Below are 16,308 nucleotides of genomic sequence, written 5' to 3'. Positions count from 1 at the left end.
TTTTCCCACCGTACCGCTCTGTATTGCCGAGTAGAACCGAATTATCGACCGGCGTGCCGACGTCCCCACTCGCGGAAAATTGACGCTGGTCATCCGGGCGTGTCCGTGCAAGGCTGAAACGGTGACCACACCTCCGGATAGTCAGGCCGCGCAGCCGGATCCGACCTCCGACAAGCTCGATGCGAGCGTGTTGAAGGTGGCCGGTGTCGTGGTGCTCGGCGCGATCATGTCGATCCTCGACATCACCGTCGTCACCATCGCTCTGCCCACGTTCCAGAACACATTCCACGCCAGCTACGCGATCGCCGCCTGGTCGATGACCGGCTACACGCTCGCACTGGCCACCGTTATTCCGCTGACCGGCTGGGCGGCGGACCGATTCGGCACCAAACGCCTCTACATGATGGCGTTGACCTTCTTCGTCCTCGGCTCGCTGCTGTGCTCCACCGCATGGAACATCGAGTCGCTCATCGCTTTTCGCGTGATCCAGGGCCTCGGCGGCGGCATGCTGATGCCGCTGGGGATGACGATCATGACCCATGCGGCCGGTCCGCAGCGGATCGGCCGAGTGATGGCCGTGCTCGGCGTGCCGATGCTGCTGGGGCCGATCCTGGGCCCGATCCTGGGCGGCTGGCTGATCGATGTGCACTGGTTCGGTATGGCCGGGTGGCACTGGATCTTCCTGATCAACGTCCCGATCGGCGCGCTGTCGCTGATCCTGTCCTACGTGGTGTTCGCCCCGGACCGGCCCGAACCGTCCGAGGCGTTCGACTTCGTGGGCATGCTGCTGGCCTCGCCGGGCCTGGCGCTGTTCCTGTTCGGGGTCTCCTCGATTCCGGAGAAGCACACCGTGCTCGCGGCGCGGGTGTTGATTCCCGCGGTGATCGGGCTGGTGTTGATGGTGGCGTTCGTGTTGCACGCGTTGCGAACCGACCATCCGCTGATCGATGTGCACCTGTTCCGGAACCGTTCGCTGACCTTCGCGGTGCTGACCATGGTGTTCTTCGCGATCGCGTTCTTCGGTGCGAGTCTGCTGCTGCCCAGTTATCTGCAGCAGGTGCGCGGTCTGACGCCGCTGCACGCCGGACTGTTGATCGCGCCGCAGGGATTGGGCGCGATGCTCACGATGCCGATCGCCGGACGACTGGTGGACAAGATCGGTCCCGGGCGCATCGTGATGACGGGTCTGGTCGTCATCGCGATCGGCACGCTGTTCCTCACCCAATTGCACGCCGATACCTCCTATCCGCTGCTGATGGCGGCGCTGTTCGTGATGGGGCTGGGCATGGGCTGCACCATGATGCCGGTGATGACCGCCGCCATCCAGACATTGACCCATGCGCAGGTCGCGCGGGGGACGACGTTGATGAACATCGTGAATCAGACCGCGGGCTCGATCGGCACCGCGGTGATGTCGGTGGTGCTGACGAACCTGCTGAACAGCAAGCCGTTGGCGCAGGCGGCGATCGCCTCGCACTTCAACCCGGCGATCGCCAAGCAGTTGCCGCCGGGCGCCCTGGCCACCGGATTCGATCAGGCCTCCGCGGCGTTCGCGCACACCTTCGTGGTGGCCGTGGTGCTGGTCGTGATCACGCTGATCCCGGCGTACTTCCTGCCGAAGGTCAAACCGCCCGTCCCGCAGGATTCGTCCGATGCTCCGATAATGATGGGGCACTGAGCGTTTCGGATCGAGCGCCCGCCTCCCGACACTGTCGGGAGGCGGGCGTGCCTGCGATGGAGTGCCTTTCGGGCGGCCTCGTGGGATTGCGGGAATGGAAGGACAGCGCATGGTGGCGCAGGAAACGGCCGGGCCGGATCTGACCGGCCGCACGGTCGTGGTGACAGGTGCGAGTTCGGGTGTCGGCGCCGCGGCGGCGGCGAAACTGGCGGCGCGCGGTGCGACGGTCGCGGTGGTCGGCCGCTCGCCGCAACGGACGGTCGAGGTGGCCGAGCGGATCGGAGCGGAGCCGTTCGTCGCCGATTTCGCCCGGCTCGACGACGTGCGGGAACTGGCGGGGCGGCTGCTCGACCGCTATCCGGTCATCGACGTGCGCCGGGCGCCCCGGCCGAGGCCGAATCGGTGTGGCATGCCGATGGTCGGGGCGTTCGCGCGGTCCTGACCCTCTAGCTCCCGATGCGGACTCCGAGCGCAGCGACCGCGTCACCGATCGCGGTGTCCAGGATCGACAGGCCCAGGGCGAGTTCGTCTTCGGTGGCGGTCAGTGGCGGGGCGATCCGGAAGACGCCGCCCATACCGGGTAGCTGCACGATGTTCATGTGCAGGCCCAGTTCGAGGCAGCGGCGGGTGACCAGGGCGCCGAGTTCGTCCGAACCCTGTTTGGTCTCGCGGTCCAGCACCAGTTCCAGACCGGCGAGCAGGCCGCGGCCGCGGATGTCGCCGACCACCGCATGCCGCTGCCCGAGCTCTTCCAGGCCCGCGCGCAGGATCGCCCCGAGGTGCGCGGCCCGCGCGTCCAGACCGTCGCGCCGCAGCACCTCGAGCACGGTGTTGCCGACCGCGGCGACCAGCGGATCGGCGACATGTGTTGTGAAGAACAGGAATCCGCGATCGTGCGCCCGCTGTTCGATCTCGGCGGAGGTGAGTACCGCCGCCAGCGGCAGTCCCGCGCCGAGTGTCTTGGACAGCACGAGAATGTCCGGCACGACGCCTTCGCGCTCGAACGCGTACCAGGATCCGGTGCGGCACAGACCCGTCTGCGCCTCGTCCACGATCAGCAGCATCTCGCGCTCGCGGCACTTGTCCCGCAGGGCGGTCAGGTATCCCAGCGGCGGTTCGATGATCCCGCCCGAGCTGAGGATCGGCTCGATCAGACAGGCCGCGAGGCTGCCGGTGGACTGGGCGTCGATCAGATCGAAACCCAGATCCAGCTGCCGTCGCCAATCCAGTTCGCCGGTGGCCGTGGTGATATCGGGCCGGTAGGCGTGCGGGACCGGCAGGGCGAAATTGCCGGGTGCGGCCGGGCCGTATCCACGGCGGCCCGCGCTGTAGGTCGCTCCGGCCGCGGCCTGGGTCATCCCGTGCCAGGACCGCGCGAACGAGACGATCTCGTGCCCGCCGGTGACCAGCTTGGCCATCCGGATCGCGGCCTCATTGGCCTCCGCGCCGGTGGTCAGCAGCAGCGCCTTCTCCAGTGGTGCGGGCAGAGTGGCGGCCAGTCCGGCGGCGAGATCGATGACCGGCGGGCTGAGCATGCCGCTGTAGAGGTGGTCCAGTTCGCCGATCTGGCGTCGGACGGTGTCCACGATCTCCGGATGCGAATGTCCCAGAATCGCGCTCATCTGACCGGAGGTGAAATCCAGGATCTTCCGGCCGTCCCGGGTGTAGAGGAAACTTCCGGCGGCGCGGGTGATGATCTCGCCGACGAAGTCCGCATGCCCGGCGTAACGCACGAGATGACGTTCGGCCTCGGCGCGCGCGGCCGGGTCCGGGGAAGACTCGAACGCCCGGGTATCGGAGGTGGAGGAACTCATGGCCTCGACGGTACGGGTCGAGCAGGGCAGAGGTACACCGATCGGATCCGCCACGGGCACAGGGTGAGATTCCCTGTGCCCGTGCGGCATAGCTGTACTGCTAGGCGACCGGGGTGCTCTCGGGTTCCTCGGCCGGTGTGGGCCGATGGCCCCGCAGCAGGATCAGGCCCAGGGCCGCCGCGGCGAGGCAGAATCCGACGCTGATCCACGAACCGGTGGACATGGCGGCGGTGAACGCGGACTTCGCCGGACCGACCAGGCCCAAGTGGAATGCGGCGCCGATGGATTCACGCGCCGCGGCCGGAGCCTCGGCCGGCATGTGCGCGGTGTACACCCCGGCCAGGACGCTGCCGATCACCGCGATACTGATCGCCTGCCCGACCTGCTGGAGCGTGTCGTTCATGGCCGAGCCGACCCCGGCATGTTCGACGGGGATGGCGTTCAGGATCGAGGAGTAGGCCGCCGGACCGGCCAGGCCGCCGCCGATGCCCATGATCATCATGCTGGCCAGCACCCACGGATAGCTGTCCGCATTGGCCAGCACCGCGAACGCGCCGGCCATCACCGTGAGTCCGGCGACGATGAGCGTCTTGTTGCTCACCGTCTTGCCCAGCGTCGCGCCCAGGCCGTTGAACACCGCGGCCGCCACCGCGTAAGGCAGCAGCGCCCAGCCCGCTCGCATCGGTCCGTAGCCCAGGACGAACTGCAGATACTGGGTCAGGATCAGCAGCACCGCACCCATGCCGAAGACCATCAGCAGCAGGGTCAGGCAGGTGCCGGTGAAATCCCGGTTCCGGAACACGCCCAGCGGCAGCATCGGATGTTCGGAGCGGTGCTCCCACCAGCCGAATCCCGCTCCGGCCAGGACGGCCAGCGCGATCACCGGAATGTTCCACTCCCGCTGGATGATCACGTAGACCGCGGAGGTCAGCGCGACGATCGAGAGCACGACCCCGACCGGATCGACCGGACGCTGCTCCCCGCGGGTCTCGGGCATCAGCACCACCGCGGCCACGATCGCGATCACCGCGACCGGGATGTTCAGCAGGAACACCGAACCCCACCAGAAGTGTTGCAGCAGTAGGCCGCCCAGCGTCGGGCCGAGCACGATGCCGACCATCGACACCGTCGACCAGGCCGCCATGGCCTTGCGCCGCTCGTCCTCGGCGAAGGTGGTCATCAGGATGGACAGGGTCGAGGGCATCAGCAGCGATCCGCCGACGCCCATCGCCGCGCGCGCCGCGATGACCTGCCACGGCGCGTCGGCGAGGACCGCGAGCAGTGAGGCCGCGCCGAAGACGGCCAGGCCGGTGATGAGCATTCGGCGTCGGCCGAATCGGTCGGACAGACTGCCCGCGGTCAGTAGCAGTCCGGCGAAGACCAGGATGTAGGCGTCGAGGATCCACTGAACGTCCGCGGGGGTGGCGTTCAGGTCCCGGATCAGCGACGGGATGGCGATATTGAGCACGGTGCCGTCGATCATCAGCACCAGCAGGGATAGGCACAGCACCACCAGAATCCACCAGCGGCGCGGATCGCGGACCTGTGTGTCCGCCGGTTCTGGTACAGCGTTCGATTCCACTCGCACAGCGTACGATAATCTCGAACGGCGTGCGAGTGAATTAAGGTGGGTGCCGTGACCAAGCCATTCACCTCGGTATGGGCGCGTGAGCCGCGCCGCCCCAGAAGCTCCGGGCTCGGTCGGGAGCAGATCGTCGCGGCGGCGGTGGAGATGCTCGACGCCGAAGGGTTCGAGTCGCTGAGTATGCGCAAGCTCGGCGCCCGGCTGGGTGCGGGGGCGACCAGTCTGTACTGGTACGTCGCGAACAAGGACGAACTACTGGAACTGGCCATGGACGAGGTCTGGGGGCTGGTCGAGGTTCCCGACCCGGACCGTGCGACGTGGCGCGAGGTGACCACCAGCACGGCCTACGGACTGCGGGTCGTGCTGCTCGAACATCCGTGGCTGGCGAATCTGCTCGGCCGGATGCCGATGGCCGGGCCGCACGCGTTCGCCATGAGCGATCGGCTGCGCCGGGCGTTCGTGCGCGCCGGATTCACCGGTGTGGACGTCTATCTGGCCAGTGGCACGCTGATGGGTTTCGTTCTGGGACAGGTCATTCCGGAGATCGGTATCCGTCAGGTGAGCAAGGACGGCAGATACGACCCCGCCACCATGGTGGACGTGGTGGAGCGAGTCGCCGCGGACTATCCGGAGATGCGCGCGGACTTCCGGCAGACAGTCGAGATGGATCCCGAGGCCGCGCGCGCCATGGCCTTCGACTTCGCCCTGCTGTGCCTGCTGGACGGTCTGGCGGCCCGGCTCGCGGCCGCGGGCGTTCCGGAGTCTTCCGGGAAGCCGGCGGACAACGGCGTGCCCGAACACCGATGATGCTGTGCTGGTAGAGGATTCGGGCGCATCGGTGCTGGGCGATGTGGCGAGCGGGTCGTGTGCGTACTCCCGATCTGGAGAAGCGCGCTCTCCCGCGCCGGAGGCTACCGGTAGGTCAGCCGAATGGCGGGTATCGGAGATGGTGCTCAGCTACGGTACATCGTTCGGTACGCGGAGATGGTCTCCACGACGTGATCGACCAGTTGTTCCCGGGTCGCGCGCAACCTGCCGTTCAACCAGGCCGAGAACATCCCGGCATTGCCCGAGGCCATGGTGACCGCGGCCAGGCGCCGCTGCGCGGGATCGGCGATATGGGTGAACAGATGATCCTGGATCAACCGGGTGAAGGCGGGCATCACCGCGATGGTGGTCTGCCCGAGACCGGTCGAGGAGTACGGCTCCACCAGGAACAGCCGCGATTTGCGCGGATCCTGCAACACGGTGTCGATGAGCGCCTCGGCCAGCGCGCGGATCCGCTCGGGATCGTCGGCGACGGCGAAGGCGGTCATCGGTTCCAGGAATTCGGTGGCCACCTGCCGGTACAGCACGTCGAGCAGATCGTCGCGATCGGTGAAGCTCTCGTAGAAGTAGCGGTCGGTCAGTCCCGCGCGGCGACAGACCGCGCGCATGGTGACCCCGGCCGCACCGGATTCGCCGATCAGATCCAGCGCGGCTTCGAACAACGCGGTCCGGCGGGCCTCGCGACGTTCGGTGAGGGTGGTCCCGCCCCAGATGCGGGGCTCGGGACCGGGGGAGTCCTGACCTGAATGCACGAGCACAACCCTAACGGGAATCCTCAGCCGAGCAGCTCGTCGATATAGCACCAACGCCACTTCTCGCCCGGCTCCACGCTGCGCATGACCGGATGCGCGGTCTCGGCGAAATGGCGGCTGGCGTGGTTGCCCACCGAGGAGTCGCAGCATCCGACATGCCCGCAGGACAGGCACATTCGCAGATGTACCCAGGTCAGCCCCTCGGCGAGACATTCGGCGCAGACCTCGGGCAGATCCGGCACCGGGATGTGCGGCGCCTCGCGCAGATGTTCACACGCGCCGACGGCCGGGCCGCGCAGCGGATCCGGCGGCAGATCGTCGCCCTCGGCGACCCGGTCGATGGTGGACTCCTCGATATCGAGCACACCCATCACGCGGTCCAGGATCTCGTGATCGAGGGTGCCCGAATCGCGTACGCGCAGTACGGCTTCGCGCTCGGCGGCCAGCATCGCCAGGCGCAGCCGCCGGTACTCCCCGCTGGGGGTGATCCGCACCGATTCCGCGCGACCCAGCTGCTCCCAGGCCGCGAATACCCGGCGTTCGACCCGATCTCGCAGTGCGGCAACGACTTCCGGAGGCGTCTCGGCGACGATGTTCTCCTCCAGCGCGGCCAGCCCCGCCGTGGTGGCCTGCTGCAGCAGATTGGCCTCCTGCAGGGCATCCTCGGCGCGACTGGGCCCGCGCAGCCGCAGCACGCGTACCAGCAGGGGCAGCGAGACACCCTGCAGCAGCAGGGTGCCGCCCACGACCACCAGCGCGAGCAGTTTGAGGGTGGCCAATTCCGGTGTGCTGGAAGGCAACAGCAACGCACCGGCGAGGGTCACCACACCGCGCATACCGGCCCAGGACACCACCGTCGGGCTGGTCCAGGGCGGTGCGGGCTTACCGCGCGGGCGCGATTCGACCCACCAGGCGAAATAGGTGGCCGGATAGACCCAGATCGGCCGGGCCAGCACCACGGTCACCAGCACCGCGGCGCAGGTCAGCAGCAGGGTGGTGTGGTCCAGGCCGCTGGACCAGGCGTCCTCGAGAATGTGCCGGACCTGCAGGCCCATCAGCAGGAACACCGCGTTCTCCAGGATGAACTGGATGGTGCGCCAATTGGTGCGTTCGGCGATGCGCGAGGCCGCGGTCTGCCACACCGGCGCGCCCTGGCCCAGGATCAGCCCGCACACCACGACCGCGATCACGCCGGACGCGTGCGCGGCCTCGGCGGGCAGATAGGCCGCGAACGGGGCGATCAGCGACAGGCTGGTGTCCAGGACCGGATCGATGATGCGGCGGCGCAGCAGCGCCAGCACTCCGGCCGCGACGATGCCGATGGCCGCGCCGCCGATCGCGGACCACAGGAAATCGCCCCCGGCTTGCCACACACTGAACGCACCGGCCATGGCCGCGACCGCGGTCCGCAGCGCCACCAGTGCGGTCGCGTCGTTGAACAGCGCCTCGCCTTCGAGCAGGGTCACGATGCGCCGGGGCATGCCCACCCGGCGCGCGATGGCGGTGGCCGCCACCGAATCCGGTGGGGACACGATCGCCCCGATCGCCACCGCGGCGGCGAACGGGATGTGCAGCAGCGCGTGCACCACGGCCGCGACGGCGAAGGTGGTGAACAGCACCAGTCCGACCGACAGCAGTCCGATGGAGAGCTTCTTGGGTTTGAACTCCACCAGCGAGGTGCTGATCGCCGCGGTGTAGACCAGCGGCGGGAGCAGACCGAGCAGCACCATCTCGGGATCGATGTCGATCTCGGGCACGAACGGCAGATAGGACGCGCCGATTCCGGCGACGGTGAGGATCAGCGGTTCGGCCATGCCGACTCGGCGGGCGAGGGCCGCCAGGCCCACGGTGACCGCGGCCAGCGTCACCAGTCCGAATGCGATATGCACCCTCATATCCTGCCAGTCGGGCAAACCGGTCGGCGCGGTCGGTGTTCGCGTGGGCACGGATCGGCCCCGACGATCCCGGCGGGCGAATGCGCTGCGCATGGTCGGTGCGAGGTGCCACGCGGGTCCGTGTCGCCGCCACGGACCGGACTCGTGCCGCAGGTGTGCCGGTGGCGTACCTGGGCAATCCGCTCGGTGACAGGCGTGTGCGGGAGGTGTCTCCTGTACGACGTGTCCGACCGCACCCGCATACTGGTGGACGTGAGCGAGGTTGCGAGCGAACCGGAAAGACAGCACGCCCGGCGTCCTGCCACGCCCGGCGTCGGTGAGATGCGGGTCGTGAGCGAGTCGGCCGTGTGGCGCGGAGCCCACCGATGGGGTGGAGTCGTGAGCGAGCTTTCGAGTGAGCTGTCGATGCGGTGCGCGCGGCGCACGACGACGCCGAGCGCCAGTGGGGTGGTGGCGTGAGCGTGCGCGAGAGGCAGCGGTTGACGCGGTGCGCGGCGCGCACGAAGGTGCTGAGCGCCGGCGAGGTGGAGTCGTGAGTGGGTTCGCGGGTCAGGTATGCAGGCAGCGCGTGCGGCGGGTGTGGGGGCCGAGCGCGGGTGGATCGGCCGGTGATCGATGGGTACCGTGTGCCGCGCACATGTGGGAGGCGAGGGGTTGCGAGGTGGAGTTGTGAGTGCGTCGCGGGAGAACACCGGTTCGGGGCCGATAGTCACGGTGTCCGGGCCGATCGGCCGTCGCAATCCGCGTCGCGCGGAACTGGTGCTGTGCATCGGGGCCGTGGTGATCGTGGCGGTGGCGGCACTGGCGATGTCCGCGGCCACCGGTGGCGGCGCGGATTCGCTGCGCTGGTCGCTGTCGGTCTTCGTGGTGCTGACCCTGCTGGCGCATCTGGCCGTGCGGGTGCTGGCGTCCAAGGCGGATCCGGTGATCCTGCCGTGCGTGGTGCTGCTCAACGGGTTGGGGCTGGTGATCATCGATCGGCTCGACCGGGCCGAGCGGACGACCGCGGCGTCACTGGGCGAGCCCGCGCCCTCCTCGGACGCCGCGCATCAGCTGATCTGGACCGCGGTGGGTATCGCGCTGTTCGCCGCGGTGCTGGCGTTCGTGCGCAATCACAGCCAGCCCGCTCGGTACGCGTACACCTGCGGTCTGGCCGGTGTGGTGGCACTGCTGGTGCCCGCGGTGCTGCCGTCCAAGTTCAGTGAGGTCAACGGCGGCAAGAGCTGGATCATGTTCCACGGCTTCTCGATTCAGCCCGGTGAGTTCGCCAAGGTGCTGCTGCTGATCTTCGTCGCCGGATTCCTGGTGGCCAACCGCGATCTGTTCAGTACCGCGGGCAAGAAGGTGCTGTGGTTCACCGTGCCGCGATTGCGCGATCTGGGTCCGCTGCTGCTGGTGACGCTGCTGGCGGTGCTCGTGCTGGTCTACGAGAAGAACCTGGGATTCTCGCTGCTGGTGTTCGGGACCGTGCTGGCGATGGTGTACATCGCGACTCGGCGCGCGTCCTGGCTGCTGATCGGGATCGCGATGTTCGCCGTCGGCGCGATCATCGCGTACAACCTGTTCGCCCACGTGCGGGTGCGTGTGCAGGTGTGGGAGGACCCGTTCGCGACCTACTACACCAACGGATTCCAGATCGCGCAGGGCTTGTTCGGTCTGGGCACCGGCGGTCTGTGGGGCGCCGGGCTGGGCGCGGGGCGACCGCAGGAGGTGCCGTTCGCCAAGACCGACTTCATCATCGCCACGATCGGCGAGGAACTGGGCCTGTTCGGGCTGACCGCGGTGATCATCCTGTTCATGATCATCACGCTGCGCGGTTTCAGCGCGGCGCTGACCACCCGCGACTCGTTCGGCAAACTGCTCGGCGGCGGGCTGGCGTTCTCGCTGGGCTGGCAGCTGTTCGTGGTGGTCGGCGGCGTCACGAAACTGATTCCGCTGACGGGTCTGACCACGCCGTTCATGTCCTACGGCGGATCCTCGCTGCTGGCCAACTACATCATCATCGCGCTGCTGATCCGCATCTCGCACGATGCGCGCAGTGCCCCGCCGCCCGCGCCGCCACCGGTCGCTCCGATCGCCGACGCGATGACCGAACACATCGCCCGGCCGCAGAACCCACAGCACTGATCCGCGGCCGGCTTCACCCGCGCGGCGAGCCCTCGAGGGTTTTTCCGGCGTCGCGCCAGGCGACGATGCCGCCCTCCAGGCTGCTCGCGTCGTAACCGGCCCGCTGGGCCCGCGCCGCGAACCGCCGGGACACCTCGCCGACCGGGCACACGAACACCAGCGGCCGGGTCCGGGAGAACGGGATACCCTGGGAGAACATATCTTCCAGCTGATCGTCGCGGATATTGAGCGAGCCCGGGACGTGCCCGATCCGGTAGGCCATCGCGCCCCGGGTGTCGACGATGACGGGCTGGGCCGCGCCGTCGGCGCGCGCATCTAGGCGTTCGAGCTCGTCGGGGCTCAGCACGGGCACCGCCGCCAGTTCCTGCGCATCGGGTGCGGCGGCACGGGAATCGTTGCGGCCGAACAGATCCGGACGACGTTTCTTGATGTACGACAGGTACGGCTCGATCCGATCGCAGACGATCACGACCGCGACCACCGGTGTGCCCGGGGAGGCGGCCGAGCGATCCACCGTCCGTAGATGGTCGATCGCCGCGGCGTAGGTCGCACCACTGGTCGGCCCGGCCAGGATGCCGTAGCCGGTGGCCAGCTCGAGGGTGCCCTCGATCGCGCTCGCGGCGGTGACGGTCATGATGCGGTCGTAGAAGTCGGGCTGGAACAGCCCCACATCCCACATCTCGGTCTCCGAACGGATACCTGGGATGAAGTCGGTGCGTTCGGACACCACTGCGACAGCGCGCAATTCGGGATTGTGTTTGCGCAGATAGCTCGCCGTACCCCGGGTGGAACCGGTGGTGCCGAGTCCGCCGATCAGATAATCGACGCCCGCGCCGTCGAGGTCCTCGTGGATCTCGCGGCCCGTGCCGTGATAGTGCGCCTCGATATTCTTCTCGTTGGTGTACTGGGACGGATGATGGTATGCGCCAGGATGTTTCGCCATCGTCGATTCGATGACCGAGTACACGTCGTTGGGGGTGGTCGGGTCCGGGCATTCGGACAGGCCGGGCAGTTCCTCGATCTTGGTGTCGAACAACTGCAACAGGTCCCGCACTTCACCGACCTTGATGCGGTTGGTGATCGCATGCAGGCCGACCCCGCGCATCGCGCCCAGAATGCGCAGCGCCTTGGCGGTGTTGCCGCTGGACGCCTCGATGAGCGTCTGCCCCCGGGCGGCGATGTCGTCGAGATCGTCGCGGATCATGCCCCAGGCCACTCGGTCCTTGACCGAACCGAACGGGTTGCAGGACTCCAGTTTCGCGTAGAGGTCGACGTTCTCGAGCCCGTGCACGGCGGGATCCAGACGCAGCAGCGGCGTGTTGCCGATGAGTTCGGTGATGTGGTCGTAGCGCATCAGGCGACCCCGTCCGCGGCAATGCTCGACGCTTCCAGCACGGAGTGCTCGGGCCGATCGGCGGCGGGCTCGTATTCGGCATCACGACAGATCCGGAACCCGTCCCCGTCGTGGACGACGGCGAGTTTGGGCGGCGGTTCGTGCATCGCGGCCGAGGCGGCCGACAGATCCATGTGATACGCGGCGGTATTCGGGAACACCACCAGATCCCCGGGCTGCGGCAGGATCTCGGGCCACACCTTGTGATTGGTGATGAGATCGCGCTCGAGGCACAGCCTTCCGGCGAAATACACTCCGACCCGTTCCTGCTCCATTGCTACATCGCCCGAATCCGCTGCGGCGCAGCCGGTTCCGAACAGCCCGGGGCGATCGGCGCCGGGCAGCACCAGCGGATCCACCATGACCTCCTGATCGGCCGGGGTGACCGAATCGCGCGACAGATCGAGATTGACCAGCACGCTGCCGTCCGCGGCCCGCTTGACGAATTCGACACGCGCAATGGTGATTCCGGCGTGATCGACGAGCGCCTTACCGGGCTCGAGCCAGATCTCGAGCAGGTTCTCCGTGACGATCTGCGCGAAAGTCCGGCCGCCGTGTCCCTCCAGCGGCGCGGCGAGCAACTCGTCGAGCATGCGGGTGGCGGGCACGGTGTTGGCGTACTTGTGGAACACCGGCGTGCCGTGCGCGCGGGCGCCGTCGATCTGATAGCCGAAGGTGTTGCCGCCCCAGGCCATCGGCTCACCGCGACCCACCAGCGCCTCGCGCAGCGCCAGCACGTAGGCGTCGAACCGATCGGCGTCCGCGGTGAACACCTGCCGGAATCCGCCCCCGATATCGAGCACCGACGGGGTCAGATCGTAGGAGTAGGCCAGTTCGATCAGCTCCAGGCAGGACTCGGCGGCACGCAGACGTTCGCCCGGTTCCCCGGAATCGATATGGAAGGCCAGGCCCCGCAGGTCGAGCCGGGTACGATGCGCCGAGAGCAGCCGCAATGCCTCCTCGGCCTCGGACAGCGCGATGCCGAACCGGCTCACCGCACTGTTCCGGAAGCCCGAGATACGCAGCAGCACAGGAACTCTCGCACTGTCGTCGGCAAGTTCTGCCAGGCGTGCCAACTCCCAGAGATTGTCCACATTGACGCTCACCCCGGCGTCGAGAAGCTCGCGCAGGAACCGCTCACCTTTCGGACCGGTCGCCTCGATCCGCGCCGCGGAAAATCCGACGCCCAGCGCCGCGGACAACTCCTGCGGTGAGGCGACATCGACCCCGATACCGGCCTGCTCGGCAGTGCGCAGCAGTGCGCGCGAGCGATTCGCCTTGTGCGCGTAACAGATCCGGTGTCGGGACAGGTGCGCGTCCAGCACCGATCGCAACCGGCTCAGATTCGCCGTATACACCTGCGGGAAGAGCAGATGGGCGGGCGTGCCGAACCGCGCCACGGCGTCCTGCACCGCATCGGGAGTATTCAGGAAGGCCCGCACCAGCGGATGGACCTTCGCCGGCAGTCCGGGGGCCGGTGCGTTCATCGGGCGGTCTCGGGCAGCGCGGCATTCTGCGCCAGTGCCACGGCGGGCGCGGCATGGGTGGGGTTGTAGCCGCTGTCGCGCAACGCCTCGAAGGCGCGGTGGCGATTGCGCGGACTGCGGAACTCCGCGACGACCCGCTTACTGATCAGATCGACGTCGTGCACCCGGATCTGCATGGACTCCAATACCCCGGTGATGGTGCGCACACAATGTTTGCAGTTCATATCCGGGACGTGGAACACCTGGTTCTCCGCGTCGAGCTCACCGTCACCGGGCGCGGCGTCGTCGGGAATCTGGGTGACGGTCAACTGCGGCACGATCGCGACGAACAGATCCACGAGACGATCCACCACCATCGGCAGCACGCTGTAGTGCTCGCCGTCGAGCCGATGCGGCATGGCGGCCAGACACGCGGGGCGGGCCCCGGGCGGCAGCAGCGCGTACTGGCGGGAGATGAGATCCAGTTCGTCGTGGTACTTCTCGATCGCCGAGGGCACCGACAATCCCTCCACGCTGGTGGCGCGGCGCATCACCGCGTGCGCGTCGGCGATGGTGGCGTCCTTCATCGCGCGCAGGGTGGCCACGGTGTCGGGGGTGTAGCGGACGGTGCCATCGGGCTGGGCCGCGAAACTCACCGGAATCATCCCGCGCCGATAGGTGGAGGCCTGCAACTCCCAGAACCAGCGCGTGGCGACCGCGCCGAAGACACCCGAATCGCGCAGGCCGCAAGCGAATTCGACCGGCGTGCGATAGGGCGTGGTGTGCGCGAGCAGGGCGTGCTGGGCCAGCGCCCGCCCGGTGGCCTCGATGCCGACTCGGAACACATCGAGCGGATCGTGATCGGTCGTGGTGCCTTCGAGGACCTCGCGATCGGCTTCGGTCAGCGCCGAGATGCGTTCGGCCAGTGCGGCATCGGCCTCCAGAGCGCGCCACAGCACCAGCACGGCCTCACGGGTGGCGATCGGCACGATCGGCCCGAGACCACCGGTGCGGACGTGTCCGGTGTTGGGGATGCCGTCGCTGTCGGTCCAGGCGATCCGATGGGTGGCGCTGGTGACCTGGTCGGGACGGCACGGCCGCATGAAGCTTTCCAGATACATCCGCTGGGACAGCGTCAGATGGCTGTCGGCTTCGGGACGCATCACCGCGCGGGTGTAGTCGATTCGCGTCACGGTCGCGGGTGCGAACCGGTCGAACAGCCCGGGACGTGCGAGTGCGGCCAGGACGCGCGAGGCCGCACGCCGATCGTAACGGGGGTGTGGCGGGCTGAGTGTCATGGTCCGACCTCCCTGGCGATCGCGGCGAGCGTGTCGACGAATCGGTCGATATCGTCGGCGGTGGTGTAGATGTGCGTGCTGACCCGGACCGAATCCGCGTCGGCCCGGCCATCGGCGGGCGGCACACAGTGCGCGCCGGTGCGAACCAGGAATCCGGCCTCGGCCAGGACGAATCCCAGATCCGTCGAACCGATCCCAGCGAGCGTGAACGACACTGTGCCGTAACCGATCTCGCAGGGCGCGTGCGCCGGGCCAGGGGTGAACTCGAGTCCGGGCAGCGGGCGCAGGCCGTGGATGAGCCGACGGGTCAGCACCCGATTGTGCTCGGCGATGACATCCAGGCCGATCTCGTCCAGGACGTTCAGCGCCGCGCCGATGGCCAGGATGCCGGGGATGTTGTGGGTGCCACCCTCGAGTCGTTCGGGCATCCTGGCATATTCCAGACTCGAATCAGTCGGTGCAACACCGGAATTCCCACCGGGAAGGAACGGTACGAGATGCTCGTGCACGCGCCGCGAGCAGTAGAGCACACCGGTCCCGGGCGCGCCGAACATCTTGTGCGCGGACAGGACCGCGAAGTCCGCGCGCAACTCGGTGACCTCGATCGGCAGATGTCCGCCGCTCTGGCTGCAGTCGAAGCACAGCAGGATGCGCGGATCGAGCCGGCCGCGCAATTCTTCGAGCGTGTTCAGCGCGCCGAACACGTGATGCAGGTGGCTCACGGTGATCAGCCGGGTTCGGGGGGACAGCCGGGCCGCGATGTCCACGGTGTCGGCCTCGCCGAGTTCGGTGACCTGGTAGGGGATCAGCCGGATGTGGCGGCCGAATCGGGCCAGCGTGTCGCGCAGGTGCAACCAGGGATACACGTTCGAGGCGTGATCGCGTGGGCTGTAGAGGATCTCGTCGCCGTCCTCGAGATTGGCCAGACCCCAGCTCAGCGCCACGGCATTCAGGCCCGCGGTGGCCCCGGGAGTGAAGACGATCTCCTCGGGTGCGGCGCGCAGATGCGCCGCGGCCTGCGCCCGGACGTGTTCGATGGCGCCGCTGAGGGTGGTGGCCCACGGATAGGTGCCGCGACCGGCATTGGCGGTGCGTTCGCGCAGATAGCCCTCGACCGCCGCGATCACCGGCGCGGGCTTCTGCGTGGTCGAGGCGCTGTCCAGATAGACCTCGGTTGCCGCGGTGACCGAGGGGAACAACCGGCGCACCGCCTCCGGTGAGATCGGTTCCGGCGGTGGCGGTGTCGGCCCGGACCCGGGCGGGATCGGCGAGGGAGCCCGGACCGCTGGATGCGGAGCGGGAACAGACCCGGATACAGCTGACCGCAAACGCGACGCTCCCTTCGGCTCGTACGCTCCGACTCGTTCAACGATACGCACATTCGGCGAGTTGTTCGAAGATTGTCGCCGACAACGACTTTCGTCAGGCCCGGTCAGCGGCCCGGCGCACCGGGCCACGATCCGGTTGCCGGA

The 16,308-nt window shown here is 68.1% G+C and carries 13 protein-coding genes; 5 read left to right on the top strand and 8 right to left on the bottom strand.

Going from position 1 to position 16,308, the window contains the following annotated elements:
* Positions 1-121 precede the first annotated feature (121 nt).
* Together K7711_RS27050 and K7711_RS27045 are read left to right on the top strand one after the other, a co-directional pair.
* Positions 122-1,678: a DHA2 family efflux MFS transporter permease subunit gene (locus K7711_RS27050; RefSeq protein WP_222972276.1), complete on the top strand. Its 1,557-nt coding sequence runs from the start codon at positions 122-124 to the stop codon at positions 1,676-1,678.
* A 109-nt stretch (positions 1,679-1,787) separates the two neighbouring features.
* The gene (locus K7711_RS27045; protein ID WP_235747861.1) at positions 1,788-2,120 is read left to right on the top strand and encodes an SDR family NAD(P)-dependent oxidoreductase; all 333 of its coding nucleotides are present in this window, start codon (positions 1,788-1,790) and stop codon (positions 2,118-2,120) included.
* Between the two features lie 4 nt (positions 2,121-2,124).
* Here K7711_RS27045 and K7711_RS27040 read toward each other — a convergent pair whose 3' ends face one another.
* Together K7711_RS27040 and K7711_RS27035 are read right to left on the bottom strand one after the other, a co-directional pair.
* On the bottom strand, positions 2,125-3,492 hold the full coding sequence (locus K7711_RS27040; RefSeq protein ID WP_222972275.1) for an aspartate aminotransferase family protein: 1,368 nt from the start codon (positions 3,490-3,492) through the stop codon (positions 2,125-2,127).
* Positions 3,493-3,592: 100 nt separating this feature from the next.
* Positions 3,593-5,074, bottom strand: a complete 1,482-nt coding sequence (locus K7711_RS27035) for an MFS transporter (protein WP_308014966.1) — start codon at positions 5,072-5,074, stop codon at positions 3,593-3,595.
* Positions 5,075-5,128: 54 nt separating this feature from the next.
* On the opposite strand from K7711_RS27035, the gene K7711_RS27030 reads away from it, so the two are divergent.
* On the top strand, positions 5,129-5,884 hold the full coding sequence (locus K7711_RS27030; RefSeq protein ID WP_222972274.1) for a TetR/AcrR family transcriptional regulator: 756 nt from the start codon (positions 5,129-5,131) through the stop codon (positions 5,882-5,884).
* A 146-nt stretch (positions 5,885-6,030) separates the two neighbouring features.
* Here K7711_RS27030 and K7711_RS27025 read toward each other — a convergent pair whose 3' ends face one another.
* Complete coding sequence (locus K7711_RS27025; protein WP_222972273.1) at positions 6,031-6,657, bottom strand: TetR/AcrR family transcriptional regulator; 627 nt, start codon at positions 6,655-6,657, stop codon at positions 6,031-6,033.
* Positions 6,658-6,680: 23 nt separating this feature from the next.
* A complete protein-coding gene (locus K7711_RS27020; protein ID WP_222972272.1) occupies positions 6,681-8,552 on the bottom strand; it encodes a Na+/H+ antiporter in 1,872 nt (623 codons plus the stop codon).
* A gap of 252 nt (positions 8,553-8,804) precedes the next feature.
* On the opposite strand from K7711_RS27020, the gene K7711_RS27015 reads away from it, so the two are divergent.
* Together K7711_RS27015 and K7711_RS27010 are read left to right on the top strand one after the other, a co-directional pair.
* Positions 8,805-9,011, top strand: a complete 207-nt coding sequence (locus K7711_RS27015; protein ID WP_222972271.1) for a hypothetical protein — start codon at positions 8,805-8,807, stop codon at positions 9,009-9,011.
* Positions 9,012-9,221: 210 nt separating this feature from the next.
* Positions 9,222-10,679: an FtsW/RodA/SpoVE family cell cycle protein gene (locus tag K7711_RS27010; RefSeq protein WP_308014965.1), complete on the top strand. Its 1,458-nt coding sequence runs from the start codon at positions 9,222-9,224 to the stop codon at positions 10,677-10,679.
* A 13-nt stretch (positions 10,680-10,692) separates the two neighbouring features.
* Here the strand turns inward: K7711_RS27010 and K7711_RS27005 are convergent, their stop codons facing one another.
* From K7711_RS27005 to K7711_RS26990, 4 genes are read right to left on the bottom strand one after another with little or no spacing between them, the layout of a single operon-like run.
* Positions 10,693-12,033 (bottom strand): pyridoxal-phosphate dependent enzyme, encoded by a 1,341-nt coding sequence (locus tag K7711_RS27005; RefSeq protein WP_222972269.1) that lies wholly within the window; start codon positions 12,031-12,033, stop codon positions 10,693-10,695.
* Positions 12,033-13,559, bottom strand: a complete 1,527-nt coding sequence (locus K7711_RS27000; RefSeq protein WP_222972268.1) for an alanine racemase — start codon at positions 13,557-13,559, stop codon at positions 12,033-12,035. Before K7711_RS27000 ends, K7711_RS27005 begins: the two co-directional genes overlap by 1 nt.
* Complete coding sequence (locus tag K7711_RS26995; protein WP_222972267.1) at positions 13,556-14,836, bottom strand: heavy-metal-associated domain-containing protein; 1,281 nt, start codon at positions 14,834-14,836, stop codon at positions 13,556-13,558. Before K7711_RS26995 ends, K7711_RS27000 begins: the two co-directional genes overlap by 4 nt.
* Entirely contained in the window at positions 14,833-16,044 is a 1,212-nt protein-coding gene (locus K7711_RS26990; protein WP_308014964.1) for an aminotransferase class V-fold PLP-dependent enzyme, read from the bottom strand. The genes K7711_RS26995 and K7711_RS26990 overlap by 4 nt, the downstream gene beginning before the upstream one ends.
* Between the last annotated feature and the right edge of the window lie 264 nt (positions 16,045-16,308).

The sequence above is a fragment of the Nocardia coffeae genome (genome assembly GCF_019890715.1).
Taxonomy (GTDB): domain Bacteria; phylum Actinomycetota; class Actinomycetes; order Mycobacteriales; family Mycobacteriaceae; genus Nocardia; species Nocardia jiangxiensis.
Note: the sequence above shows the minus strand (reverse complement) of the source record. Positions and strands in the feature narration are given on the sequence as shown.